This is a genomic window from Geminicoccus sp. (assembly GCF_035556675.1).
GTDB lineage: Bacteria > Pseudomonadota > Alphaproteobacteria > Geminicoccales > Geminicoccaceae > Geminicoccus.
This window is the reverse complement of the sequence record NZ_DATMFZ010000183.1, coordinates 1-12,666: the sequence shown is the minus strand read 5'-3', so window position 1 is coordinate 12,666 and position 12,666 is coordinate 1. Positions and strand designations below refer to the sequence as shown.

The following is a 12,666-nucleotide window of genomic DNA, read 5'->3' as shown; positions in this document are numbered from 1 at the left end:
GAGCGGGAGGTGATCGGCGAGCGGGTGCGCGACAAGTTCGCCGCCTCGCGGGCGCGGGGCCTGTGGATGGGCGGGCCGGTGCCGCTCGGCTACACGGTGCGCGACCGCCGGCTGGTGGTGGACGCGGACGAGGCGGCGCGGGTCCGGCGGGTCTTCGAGGGCTTTGCGGAGCTTGGCTCGGCCACTCGGCTGGCCCGCGCGCTCCGCCAGGAGGGCGTCCTGACCAAGACCGGCCGGCCCTTCGACAAGGGCGCCGTCTACCGGCTGCTGCACAACCGCACCTACCTGGGCGAGGTCACGCACAAGGGGCAGGTCTTCCCGGGCGAGCACGAACCCATCGTGTCCCAGGAGCTGTGGGACCGCGTGCACGCCCTCCTGCAGGAGAGCCCGCGGGCACGGGCTAACCAGAACCGGCGGCAGAGCCCGGCGCTGCTCAAGGGGCTGATCTTCGGACCGGACGGACGGGCCCTGTCCCCCACCCACACCCGGCGCCGCGGGCGGCTGTACCGCTACTACGTCAGCCAGGCGGTGCTGAAGGGAGGTGCCGACGGGTGCCCGGTGCGACGCCTCCCCGCCGGCGAGATCGAGGCGGCGGTGCTCGACCAGGTCCGCGCCTTGCTGCGCCAGCCGGAGGTGGTGATCGGCACCTGGCAGGCGGCGCGGGCGGAGGCGCCGGATCTCACGGAGGCGGAGGTACGGGAGACGTTGGAGCGCTTGGACCCGCTCTGGGACGAGCTCTTTCCGGCCGAACAGGCCCGCATCGTCCGGCTGCTGGTCGAGCGGGTCGAGGTCAGCCCGACCGGCGCCGATGTGCGGCTGCGGGTGGCGGGGCTGGCCAGTCTGGTGCGCGATCTTGGCGGGATTGGCGCTGAGGGCCGGAGGGCCGCATGACAACAGCCGGCAGCATCACGGTCCGCGTGCCGCTGACCCTCCGCCGCCGTGGCGGGCGGAAGCGGGTGGTCACGCCGGAGGGCAGCGCCACCAGCCCCGCGCCGGTCCGCAGCCGGGCTGACCCGGCCCTGGTGAAGGCCCTGGCCCGGGCCCACCGGTGGAAGCGCCTCTTGGAAGATGGACGCTACTCGTCCCTCAGCGAATTGGCGGCCGCCGAGAAGATTGACCGCTCCTACCTCGGCAAGATGCTGCGACTGACCCTGCTGGCGCCGGACCTCGTGGAGGCGGTGCTGGAGGGGCGGCCGCCAGAGGACATGACAATGCCGCAGTTGCTGCAGCCGTTCCCGGTGGCATGGGCCTATCAGCGCGAGGTGCTCGCGCATCGCTGAGCCGGAGCCCACTTCGGCCGCGATCGACTGAGAATGACGGGAAGCGGCGGTTCTATGGTGCAGGACTAAAGAAATTCCCAGCAAGCCCAGCCCTGAAATTTCAGGGCTTTTCCGATACAGAACTGCAACATAATTTTGGGCTACGTCCGAGTCTCAAGCGACGGCCAGAGCGTGGACGCCCACATTATCTTCGCCACGGCAAAAAGGCTGCACCAGAGGAAATGGTTATGCTAACCCTGCTCCATGAAGCAAAAGCCAAGAAAGAAGCACAGTCAATTTTGTTTCGAAACCTAACCCATGCGCTGAACCGCGAGGGCAAGAAGAACATTGGTTTCCCGAGCGGTAATGTCGACGAGATCGTCTACTCGGCTGGCAAGGGAAAACTTTGGTGCGCCTTCGGGAAGCCTTCTCAAGAGGCAGCCGTTCCCCGCTACTGGACGCCGTTTGGGATCTACGATCCTGACCGCCCATCCCAGCAGATTGTGGTCGAGATCAATGTTCCGTCTGATCACAACACCGCCCAGGTCGCGGGATTTTTCGCCCAGGACAGTGAAACCGGCGACATCTTCCTGATGCATGATGGGGGCGTCGGGGGAGGGCGCAAAGGGGTCGGGCAGACGGCATTTTTGGTGTGGTCCAAGGCCAAACTCGTCGATGTCATCGTAGACGGCGGGAAGGTCCGGCGCGGCATCGCAGTGGCCAAACTGGACCATCCCGATCTTCCAGAACGCATCTGGCGCTTTGTCAAAATCGTCAACAGGTTCAAAGAGGCGATCAGATCGGGGAACTTGGACTCGGACGCGTTCAGGCGCGAGATCGAGGAATTTGACCGGTATAAGAAAGAATTTTCGGGCACAAAAAAGGGCTCGAACGGCGGAAACTTCGAATATCTGACCTACCACGGCGACATTGTACAAAAGCTGTATGACGAACGCTGCAAGATTGCTGCGCCGGATGAGCAAGTGCTTAACTCAAGCATGATCGACCTCTTCGTTAAGAAGGCCGGCGTGATTACAGAAATTTACGAGGTAAAGACGGGGCTTGGGCGGCAGACGCTCTACACTGCCATCGGGCAACTCATGACACATTCGGCTGCCGGCAACGGGACCCCCTCAAAATTCCTCATTGTGCCTGACGATGCGGAGATCCCCGGTGATTTCAGACTTGCCATCAAATATCTCGGTATCGAGGTCCGCAAATTCAGGCTCACCGGGACCAATTCCGAACACCAAATCGAGCTCTTAGGCTGATCCGTCTCAATCGGTGTGGCCAGTTCCACACCGACTTCGTGTAGCGTAACCGTCACATCGGACCATTAGGGCCTGTTGGCTCCTGACCATGGACCTATCTACTGCGGAGGCCGCAGAGAGGTGAGGATGGTGCTGACGGATGCGCAGTGGGCGGCACTGGAGCCGCTGATCGAAGCCTGCCGCCCGCACCGCAAGACACAGCACCATGACCTTCGGCGCACTGCGGAAGCGATCATCTGGCGCTGCCAGAACGGTGCGAAGTGGCGTGCCGTGCCTGCTGAGTACGGCCCCTGGGGGATGGCGGCCCAGACCTTCATCAGATGGGGCAGGCATGGCGTTTGGGAACGCCTGCTCAACCTGGTGCAGGAGAAGCGCCTGCGGCTCGGCATGGCCTTCCTGGACGGCAGCAACATTCAGGCACACCAGCAGGCAGCGGGTGCGGCCAAAAAGGGGGATCCCGAGCCCGACGCGATGCGCCTGAGGCTCTTGGCCGCTCTCGTGGGGGCTATGGCACCAAGGCGTGCGTCGTTGCCGATGGTGGTGGACGTACGGTGGCCTTCCGGCTGGCACCCGGCCAGGCGCACGAACTGCCAATGGCCCGCACTCTGCTCGACCGCTTGCCGGAGGTTCCAACCTGGGTAGTGGCTGACCGCGGCTACACCAGCCACGCCTTGCGGGAGCACATCTGGAGCATCGGCGCCCGTCCTGCCATCCCGCCGCAGCGGCAGGGTTGAAGGCAGTGCCTTCAACCCGGTCGCCTGCCCGACCTGGATCTACAACAACCGCAATTGCGTCGAGCGGCTCTGGGCGCGGCTGAAAGAGTGGCGCGCCAGCGCCACCCGCTACGAGAATACCGCCTGTTCCTTCCTCCGGCGTTCTCTGCCTGACCGCCTTGCTCGATTGGCTCAGGAGCTAACGGACCCTAGTTGTATGGTCCCGGGGTGTGGTGTGACGGGTTCAGCCTGAAACGCTCGGGCTCTTTCGTCCAGACCTGATGGATGAACTCGGAGGGCGTGAGGCCGCGGAGCGTCTTGAGCCGGCGGGCATGGTTGTAGGCGTCCACGAAGAGCTGCAAGTGGATGCGGAGCTGCTCGTGGCTGTCGTAGTGGTAGCGCCTGACGGTCGCCTCTTTGATAGTGCGGTTCATCCGTTCGACCTGCCCGTTGGTCCAGGGATGGTTCACCTTGGTCAGGCGATGCTGGATCTCATGCTCGTCGCAGACCCGATCGAAGATGTGCTGGATGTCCCAAATATCCTGCTTGCGCGCGGTGAACTGGACGCCGTTGTCGGTCAGCACGGTGTGGATGCGATAGGGAACGGCCTTGACCAGGTCGCGCAGGAAGTCCGCCGCCTCCATCTTTCCAGCGCTCTCGACGAGACGGACGAAGGCGAACTTGCTGGTGCGGTCGATAGCCACGAAGAGGCGCAACTTGCCTTCCTCGGTGCTGACCTCGGCCAGGTCGATATGGAAGTAGCCGATCGCGTAGGTAGCGAAGCGCTGCTTGGGCGGCTTGTCGCCGCCAACCTGAGGCAAGCGGCTGATGCCGTGCCGCTCCAAGCAGCGATGCAAGGTTGAGCGGGTCAGATGCGGGAGGGTGGGCTGGAGGCTGTAGAGGCAGTCATCCAGTGGCAGCAAGGTGTGCCGGCGGAAGGCGACAATGATGGCTTCCTCATCGGGCGTCAGGAGAGTGGAGCGGGGCTCCTTTGGGCCCATGCGGGCGTCCGCCGTGGTCGAGCGTTTGCGCCACTTCTGGATGGTGGTCGGGCTGACGCCGTAGCGCCGGGCCAGTGCCCTTACGCTCTCTTGTTGTAGCTGGATCGCGCGACGAACTGCCTCTGTCGTGCGGGCGCAGCCGTGGAGAACTTGGCCCATAGCGCATCCCTCGCAGCATGGTGGTCAAGTGTACCACCACACCCCAGGACCATACACCTAGTGTGTGGCAGATCAGTTCGCCCGCCCGGCGGGATCGCTTGCTGCGCTGCGCGGGAGGAACGCGACGCAATGCGGAGCTAGCCGCTGCTCGCCTGTCGCCCGAGGTGGCGCTTTCAGGCGCGCCGAAGCTGCTCCATCACTGTCCGGATCGCCTCCACGATGATCCGCTGGTCCGACGTTCCGTCCTGCTGATCTGGACTATGCGCCAACTCCTCGATGGTCCAGGGCGGGAACCGGCGACGCAACATGGGATTACGGCCATTGTGGTACAGGTTCCACAGGCCGTCGCCGACCAGTTGCAGGAAGCGGATGATGCGCTGCAACTCGACAAGCCGGGTCTCGGCGAACAGCTCCACCGCCTCAGCCCTAGTGGCGATGCCGTGTGCGTAGACCTCATGCCGGATGGGACGGTACGTCGCCGTGAACCTTTGCCGGTAGCGATCGCGCACCTTTCTCAGCGCACGAAAGTCGTCAGGCGTTGGGACATAGATGCCCTTGAGGTAGTCGCCGAGCCATGCATCAGCGTTGGTGCTTTCCCGCCGCTTGCGGTCGGCCAGGCGGTCGGCGGCGAAGATCGCGCGCCCGTTCTTCTGTGCGGCGCCGATCAGCTTATCCAGGGTGAATCGCACATCGCTGTTCTGGTCGAAGATGCGGCCGAGTGCGATGAACAGCGTCGTCTGGCTCGCGGCCTGCACGAGGTTCCAGAAATCGGGCGCGTGGTTCAACTTGGCGAGTAGCGCGGCGTCCTGCGACGCGAGATGGTTAATCGCCGCCATCGTGTAGAAGCCGCGCGTGACCGTCGCCACGTCCGCCTGGAAGGCGCTGAGCTGCGCCTCGAACTCGGCCTCGTCGGGGTCCGTCGCGGGTGTCATGTCGCGCCTCGCAATGCTCCCAGTATCAGAGAGTCGAGCGGGTAACCTTCTCACCCTTGCTCAGGATGTGGTTCGCGCCGACCAGCCCCTTCGGGTGCGGTCCGGCCCAGATCAGGTAATACAGGTGCCCGCCTCGCGTGTTGCGGATCAGCCGGGCCGGCGAGACATGGCCGAAGGCGGCCTCCAGCCGGCCCCGGTACCACTCCAGCAGGCGCTGGCCGCTGTCCCGGAGCTTGCGGGTCTGCGGGCCGAAGAGGTCGGCGCTCTCCTCATAGGCTTGGTCCCACCACTCCGACGTGCCGAAAAAGCGGTCGAGCGCGGCGCGCCAAGCCTGGTTGATCTCGCCGGAGCGGACCAGCAACCGCTGGATGGCCATGCCGAGGGTGAAGTTGATCATCACCTCGATGCCCTTGGTGGCAGCGAGGCGCTCCACCGTCGCCCATGGAATCTGCATCCCAAACGGGTCAAGGAAGACAACGGCGCGGAAGCCGGGACGGCCGAGATCGCCCTGCAGCAGGGCGTCGATCTCCTGCTCCGCCGTGCCCTGGTGCACGTCGATGCGGCGCGCGGGATACTCGGTGCGCAATTCCTCGAGCTGGGCGGCACGGGCGGGATCGCGCTCAATGAATACATACTGCGAGAACGGGTTGGGGATGTCGAGCGCGACGCGGGGCGAGCCGCGGATGAACTCCTCATCGTCCTGATCGACGGGAAGCTCCAGCGCGGCAAGCAGCGCACCGGCGGGCGAGAGGTCCTTGCGCCGGACGCGCGCCCTACCCTGCCCCGCAAAGGCGTCGACGTAGATCGTGCCCTTGCACCAATGGGACTGGTTCTTCAGGACCTTCATGTAGAAGTCGAGATACGCGCCTAGCGCATCCAGCTTCTCGCGCGCCCACGGGCCAACCGTCGGGCTGGAATCCACGTCACTCATTCGGCGGCCGCCAAGGCGGTCCAGGGTTGCTGGGGTTGCGGAAACTCGTCCCAGATGCGGCCGTCCAGCGTCCGGCCGTGCTGCGTCGGGCGGAATCCGCCCCATTGCTTGAAGAAGAACGGCACGCCGGCAGCGAGACACTGGTCGCGGATCTCGCGCGCCCACGCCGGGTCCATGGGCCGGTGGCCCGGACCGCTCTCCCCACCGACGATGACCCAGTGGATGCCGGCCAGGTCAATCGTGCCGATTCGGCCGATCAGCGGCTCGATCGAGAGAAAGCGCACCGAGGCCGGGGCTGCCTGCAGGTGACGGATGCGCGACAGGCGGACGCGGTCCTCGACGGAGACGCCGACCCAGATGTGCGCCGGCGCCAGCCGTCCAGCGTAGCGGCGCTTCAGGTAGTCCCGCATCAGGCTGCTGCGCTTCGTCAAGAGTTGGAACTGATGCCAGTGGGCCCGCTCCATCGTATCGAAGACTTGCTCGATGAATGGAGTGGAGACACCCTTGTGGAACAGGTCCGACATGGAGTTGACGAAGATCCGGCGCGGCCGCTTCCAGAGGAGCGGCTGCTGGAGGCGCTCAGGCCGCAGGGTGAGATCGAAGCCGGCCTCGAAGGGGTGGCCTGGCGTTCCCCGAAACCGCTCCGAGAACCGGGCCGCATAGCAGTTGTCGCAGCCAGGGCTGATCTTCGCGCAGCCCGTTACCGGGTTCCAGGTCGCATCAGTCCACTCGATGTCAGACGATTCCGCCATGCCCGATCCCAGAACATAAAGCGAATCGTCTCACACTGCTCTTCGTTCCGCAACCCAGAAGTGAACAGGGCAAGGAATCGAAAGCCGTGGTTCTCGCTTCGATTTCGCACGTTCAGGCGATGGAAATGCTGAATCCAAGCAGGGGAGCCGCACCGAAGATGGCCCAAAAGCAAGGCGTAAACCTTGCTGGAAAAATCGGCCAACCCTCAAGGCTCGGAGAGCCTCCGGCATTTCGGAGAGAAAAGCCGCCCTCGTTCTGCCCTTGCACCATCAAGGTTGCGACCGAAAACCGCAGAAACCTGCGCCTCAGCGCAGTGCCCTGATCGGGAGAGACGGGTTGTAAGGAGACCGACTGGAGCCCCAGACGAATTTCGAACGCTCAGCCACAGCCGACTTCGTAACCCCTTGAATTAATATGGATTTATCCTTGGGACTAAATTGGCCAAGTCCCGAGGTCCGGAGAGATTCCGCCATTCGGAGAGAGAATTCCGCCATTCTCCGGCCTTGGCACTCCCAAGGTCCGCGCGGGAATCCAGGCGGAACCTGGGCTTCCAGGCGCCCTCGGCCCACCGGAGAGCGAGTTCTCAAGAAGGAAACGGTGTCCGCGGCGGGTTCAGCGGAATCGTGCCTTTTCCGCAACTTATAGTGTCTAACCGGGGTATCCGACCGCTCCGGAATCACGTCTTGCAGTCTATCCTGAGGCACGGGTGGCCATGGATGAGCGCCAGGGGCTTAGTCTCTATCCCTCTCCACCGCTGATTCCAGAGCGGAAGGTGCTGGCGGGTTGACGAGGAGCGGCTGAACAGTCGCGCTTGTTCTTCTTATGTTCTATACTTATCTCTTCGCCATTGGAGACCCCCATGGCGAAGAGACCTCCCCGCCCGCCTGCCCCCGAGACCCGTGCCCTGCAGCACTTGGCCGAACTGGCGCAGCGCGCTGCCGATCCTGGCCGCGTCCGCCGCGCCGTGGAGGCCATGGTCACGGACTGGCTGGCGGACACTCCGCCCATCGAGCGCGCACGGCTGCACGAGCGTGTGACGGACCTGCATGCGGCGCTGACCGAGGGCGTGGATGCCGCCCAGGAACAGATCGACGACCTGGACCGCGACGATGCCGCCGGTCAGCGGCAGGCGCAGCGGTCTCTGGCCGCGCTGCAGGCGGCCCGGGACGCCTTGGCCGCAGCACGGCTGCAGCTGGCCTGAGCGGCAGCGATGAACGACAGCCGGTCAAAGCCTGCGGACCCGGTCTTTCTGTAGGCCGGGCTGCGGCTGCACGTGGTGTGCGGCTGCGGGCGCAGCACCAAGCCGCGCATTGGCGAGCTGGCCGTCCGGCACCGGGTGCCCAGCGTGACGCCGATCCGACAGGTGATCGAACGGCTGCGCTGCTCGCGCTGTGGCGACAAGCCGGCCACCGCCGAGCCGGTGCATTAGCCGGCGGGCTGACAGCGCGGGCGCTTCTGAGCAGGCGTAGTGGGGCAATCCGCCACATCTGCTGGCCGCCAGTGGCGCCCCCGCCTTCGGCTGGGTGGAGGAAGGCGAGGAGGAGCCGGGCGGCTGACCGGCCCCTCTCGCGGTCAGGCGAAGGTCAGCGCCGAGGAATGGAAGTTCTCGCTGGCAACCGTGAGGCTGACGTCGATGACGACGGCATCGGAGGCCAGGTCGGTCAGCATGATCCGTTCGCTGATGTATTCCGGCGTGGAGTGGCTGTAATCGAGAGTGAGGCGCAGGCCGTTGTCGAGATCGGTGCTGCGGTGGGTCACCTCGCCCGTTTCGTCCTGCATCTCGGTCCAGTGCCGGGCACCGAGCGTTTCCTGCATGGCGAGGTAATGGTTGTAGACGCCGGGCGGCATCCCAAGTGGTCCGCTCGGCTCCTGGTCGATCTGCAGGACCAGCCGTTCATGCGCGTCGCGGATGATGATGTCGCTGGGGTTCGGAGGGCCGCCCCAGTCGCTGCCGTTGATGCGGATGTAGGACCCCCCCTCATCGAACAGGATAACCTGCTTGTAGTTCGATACCCGATAGGCGGACTCGCTGGTCCATGCCGCCCAGGGTTGGGCATCGTCGGGATCAAGGTAGGTCATGAGCCGGACGTTGACGCCAGAAAGTGGGTGGTCCTGCGTATGCTCGATGGCGGTCGAATGCCCCGCCTCGTCATGGTACTCGCGAGAATATCGGAAACGAGCATCCGGCCAGACCGGTATGGGGCCGCTGCCGAGCCCGTCATCGTAGTCGAACGCCTCGGTGCGGACGCCGTCCTTCACCATGCTGGTCCAGACGGTCCAGTCATAGCTGTCGTTGACGTCGTAGTGGGTGATGACCTGGCTGCCATCATCGCCGACCTCGACCCGCTGCACGAGGTGGTCCTGCGCGTCAAACAGCGAGGTCCGCGCGCTCCAGGCGCGCGTGCCGGCGGTGTCGTGCTCGACCGTGTCGTGGCTGCCGTCGTCGTGGCGGATCTCGGTGCGCTCCGGCGCGGTATCAGCGACGGGCACGTAGAAGGCGATGCCCTCGTAGGTCCAGCTCGGCGCATGCGCCAGGATGCCGTCCCGCTCGGCGACATCGGCCGTGAAGAAATGCGTGCGCGAGCCGGTGTCGAAGAAGCGGTAGACCGCCTCCAGGCCCGCCCCGCCCGTGGTGCTGGCGAGGAAGACGTTGCCCTCGTCCTGCCAGCCCGGGCAGGTGAGAAGGGCGAAGGCCTCCTCGCCGCTGATGGTGTAGTGGTGGTCGCCCGAGATCGGCTCGTAGAAGCGATGCACCAGGGCGACGCCCGGCACGGACGGGTCCAGGGGGACGGAGAAGCCCACCCCCTCGTCGCGCATGATCGTCGGGGCACTCAGCGCCATGTCCCGCTCGGCCGCGTCCGTGGTGTAAAGGTGGCCGCCGGTGTTGAGGTCGCAGAAGCGATACACGACCCGGGTGGTGACGGGTTCCGGATCCGGCGGCGTCTCCGGACTGGTCGACGGCTCGGGCGTTCCGCCCGTCGGCCCCGGCAGGGTGACCGGCACGAAGGTCCCGCCCTCCGCGTCAACGCCGCCGACCACCTGGGAGGCAAGGAGGCTGGTGCCCGCTGCGGTTCCGTCGGTGATCCAGATTTCGCCCTTGCCGGTTCCCGCGGGGCTGACAGCAAACAGGGTGCGGCCGTCGCCGACCTCCTGCCACCAGAGCTCGCCGCCCGCGGGATTGTCGTCGCTCGGGCCGCGCAGCAGGACGCGGTCCGTCCCGTCCAGCAGCCAGACTGCGTTGAGGCCCGTCGCCGGGTCGTCCTCGATGTGGATCGCCTTGCCGTCGCCGACCGGGACGTAGTCGTCATAGGAATGGCCCGTCCAGCCGCCCTCCACCGGCACGGTGCCCTCGGGCGAGCCGTCCGTGATCCAGAGGGTGTTGGCGTTCTCGGGACCGCCGTACAGCAGCGTCCGGCCATCACCGAGGTCCACCGCGCCTGAAACCCAGCCGGAGCCCTCGGGCAGCTCGAGCAGGCGGTGCGTCCCTGGCTCGGTCCCGTCGGTGACCCAGACGCTGCGCGGGACACTGCCGTCGAGGCTGCTGCCCACGCCGACAATGACGCGCCCGTCCGCCGCGTGCAGGAAGTCGCCGACCGACGGCTTGTCGCCGCGCCCTTCGGTCCACGGGGGGTCGAAGCGGTGGGTGCCTGTCGCGGTGCCGTCCGTCACCCAGTAACCGCCCGACACCGACCGGTAGAGGGCCGACCCGTTCCCGAGCGCGGCGGCGTCGTCCAGGGCCAAGAAGTCGGTGCCGAAATCCTCGCTGACCTGGACCGTCCCGTCGGCGGACCCGTCCGTCACCCAGATGCCGTAGCCACCCGCCGCGTTCTTGCTGAGGAAAGACGCGCGGCCGTCGCCGAGATCGGTGATGCCCAGGATGTTCTGCTGGCCGTCCGTGCCGGGCAGGATGTCCTTGACGAGGGCGGTTCCCGCCTCGGTGCCGTCGGTGACCCAGAGCTCGAAGCCGTGCGTACCATCCGTCGCGACGAACAGCGCCCGGCCGTCGGCGAGGGGCGTGATGGAATGCGGGCCGTAGGCACCGGCGCCGACCGGTTGGACGCCCGGGAGGATGTCCTTGAGCAGGCGCGTGCCCTCCGGTGTGCCATCACTCACCCAGAGTTCCTGGCCGTGCTCCTGGTCCGTCCCCCCAAAGATGGCGCGACCGCCACCGAGGCCGTGCAGCTCGCGGGGCGATATCTGCTTGACCAGGCGCGTCTCGCCGGTCGAAGCGTCGAGCAGCCAGAGCCCGGCCTGATCGCCGTACTTCGCATAGAGGTAGGTGTTGGGCACGGGCATGCTGGTGGGATCCTGGATCGGTGATGCGAATGGTTCCGACGCCGTGCCCGCCGCGGCCAGATTGAGGCCGGCCCGCCCATCCTGAGATGTCATGCCCATGCTGCGGCAGCCCTTCCGCTGGCTAGCGGCGGGCCCCCAGGGCCGCCCCGTGTCGTTCAGGGAAGCTTAAGCACTGCCTATTTGGGCGCCAGGGGCCGACGGATCATAATGTATACAAATCTAGTTTATGTTCATGGCCCGACGCGCGCGGAAATTCTGTCCGCCAAGCGCCTTTTGCGGGCAGAATTGTAAGGGATAGAATTTCGAGATGCCGCGCAGTTTTTCTGTTGCGCATCGGTTCAGAAAACAGGGCGTGACGTCAGGGTAAGACCTCAACCCTCAGACAGGAGCGCTCCTATGGACGTCATTAACGGCACTTACGAAGGTATCCCCTACACCATCTATCTCACGCACGTGGGCCAGGGCCGATGGGACTGGGCTTATGAAGTCGATGGCGGCCCTCGCGTCTGCAATGGGCAGCACCTGGCCGCTACTCCGACCGACGCGGCGAAGCAGGCAACCGAGTTTGCTCACAACAGCATCAACGCCCTGAAGCGTAAGCGCGGGAAGCAGTGAGCGGCGCATTGCGGGCCGGGCGGGCGGTCTCGGCCTGAAGCCCCTCAGCTCTGGCGCCGCCCCGCATTGGCAACCTAGCTGCCCGCGCGCGGCGGCCAGACATAAGGCGCTGGCAGGCATTCGTGATCCAGCCAGTGATCCACCAGCATCTGCACGTGGCTGAGCTGTGTCCAGGATGACTTGAACGGGCGGCAAGCCCGATCCTCCAGAACCCGGAAGACCGCCAGCACCTCGACCGGTTGCGGCAAAGCTATCCGGGTTTGCGGCGCCGCAGCAGTCCAGGGCCTGCCGCGTGAACGCGCCCAGCTCGAGCGTTTGCCGGACAGATGTAGAGGGGCGGGTAGCCGACGCGGGGGTGACGGCGCCGAGTTCGGTGCGCGCCATATCGCCGCCCCCACACGAGATACGAACACCTCGATCGTCTGCATCCGGCAAGTTGTTGTTTCTGTTGAGGCCAAACCTTGGGACTAAATCGGCCAAGTCCCCAGGTCCGGAGAGAATCCGCCGTTGAGAAAGAGAATACCGGCCCTCTCCGGCCTCGGCACTCCCAAGGTCCTCGCGCCAACCCAGGCGGAACCTGGGCTTCCAGGCGCCTTCGGCCCAACCGGAGAGCGAGTTCTCAAGAAGGAAATGGTGTCCGCGGCGGGATTCGAACCCACGGCCCCAGGATTCATACCACTTCGGCTTTCGCCGCCGCCCGTGAGGACGTTTGTGGTCTGGACTGTCCCTCCACCCT

At 65.5% G+C, this 12,666-nt stretch carries 10 protein-coding genes and 1 pseudogene; 6 read left to right on the top strand and 5 right to left on the bottom strand.

What is annotated here, in order from left to right; translation table 11 throughout:
• The 4 genes and pseudogenes from VNS22_RS13515 to VNS22_RS13500 all read left to right on the top strand — a co-directional run.
• Nucleotides 1-891, top strand: an 891-nt coding sequence (locus tag VNS22_RS13515) for a recombinase family protein (RefSeq protein ID WP_325733231.1), incomplete at its 5' end; no start/stop codon positions are given.
• The gene (locus tag VNS22_RS13510; RefSeq protein ID WP_325733229.1) at nucleotides 888-1,280 is read left to right on the top strand and encodes a hypothetical protein; all 393 of its coding nucleotides are present in this window, start codon (nucleotides 888-890) and stop codon (nucleotides 1,278-1,280) included. The genes VNS22_RS13515 and VNS22_RS13510, both read left to right, overlap by 4 nt.
• A gap of 227 nt (nucleotides 1,281-1,507) precedes the next feature.
• Complete coding sequence (locus VNS22_RS13505; protein ID WP_325733227.1) at nucleotides 1,508-2,530, top strand: hypothetical protein; 1,023 nt, start codon at nucleotides 1,508-1,510, stop codon at nucleotides 2,528-2,530.
• Between the two features lie 129 nt (nucleotides 2,531-2,659).
• Nucleotides 2,660-3,446: pseudogene (locus VNS22_RS13500) on the top strand (IS5 family transposase).
• A 6-nt stretch (nucleotides 3,447-3,452) separates the two neighbouring features.
• On the opposite strand, the gene VNS22_RS13495 reads toward VNS22_RS13500, so the two are convergent.
• The 4 genes from VNS22_RS13495 to VNS22_RS13480 all read right to left on the bottom strand — a co-directional run bounded on the left by VNS22_RS13495 (nucleotide 3,453) and on the right by VNS22_RS13480 (nucleotide 7,018).
• Entirely contained in the window at nucleotides 3,453-4,403 is a 951-nt protein-coding gene (locus VNS22_RS13495) for an IS481 family transposase (protein ID WP_325733225.1), read from the bottom strand.
• A gap of 173 nt (nucleotides 4,404-4,576) precedes the next feature.
• Nucleotides 4,577-5,335 carry a hypothetical protein gene (locus VNS22_RS13490; RefSeq protein ID WP_325733223.1) on the bottom strand — a complete coding sequence of 253 codons (759 nt, stop codon included), beginning with the start codon at nucleotides 5,333-5,335 and terminating at the stop codon, nucleotides 4,577-4,579.
• Between the two features lie 25 nt (nucleotides 5,336-5,360).
• Nucleotides 5,361-6,266 (bottom strand): three-Cys-motif partner protein TcmP, encoded by a 906-nt coding sequence (locus VNS22_RS13485; protein ID WP_325733221.1) that lies wholly within the window; start codon nucleotides 6,264-6,266, stop codon nucleotides 5,361-5,363.
• Nucleotides 6,263-7,018 (bottom strand): phage Gp37/Gp68 family protein, encoded by a 756-nt coding sequence (locus VNS22_RS13480; RefSeq protein WP_325733219.1) that lies wholly within the window; start codon nucleotides 7,016-7,018, stop codon nucleotides 6,263-6,265. The genes VNS22_RS13485 and VNS22_RS13480 overlap by 4 nt, the downstream gene beginning before the upstream one ends.
• Before the next feature lie 860 nt (nucleotides 7,019-7,878).
• Here VNS22_RS13480 and VNS22_RS13475 point away from each other — a divergent pair.
• Nucleotides 7,879-8,220, top strand: a complete 342-nt coding sequence (locus tag VNS22_RS13475; protein WP_325733218.1) for a hypothetical protein — start codon at nucleotides 7,879-7,881, stop codon at nucleotides 8,218-8,220.
• 371 nt (nucleotides 8,221-8,591) lie between these two features.
• On the opposite strand, the gene VNS22_RS13470 is transcribed toward VNS22_RS13475, so the two are convergent.
• Nucleotides 8,592-11,315 (bottom strand): hypothetical protein, encoded by a 2,724-nt coding sequence (locus tag VNS22_RS13470; RefSeq protein ID WP_325733217.1) that lies wholly within the window; start codon nucleotides 11,313-11,315, stop codon nucleotides 8,592-8,594.
• 396 nt (nucleotides 11,316-11,711) lie between these two features.
• Between VNS22_RS13470 and VNS22_RS13465 the strand changes: the two genes are divergently transcribed.
• Nucleotides 11,712-11,930 (top strand): hypothetical protein, encoded by a 219-nt coding sequence (locus tag VNS22_RS13465; RefSeq protein ID WP_325733215.1) that lies wholly within the window; start codon nucleotides 11,712-11,714, stop codon nucleotides 11,928-11,930.
• The last annotated feature ends 736 nt before the right edge of the window (nucleotides 11,931-12,666 follow it).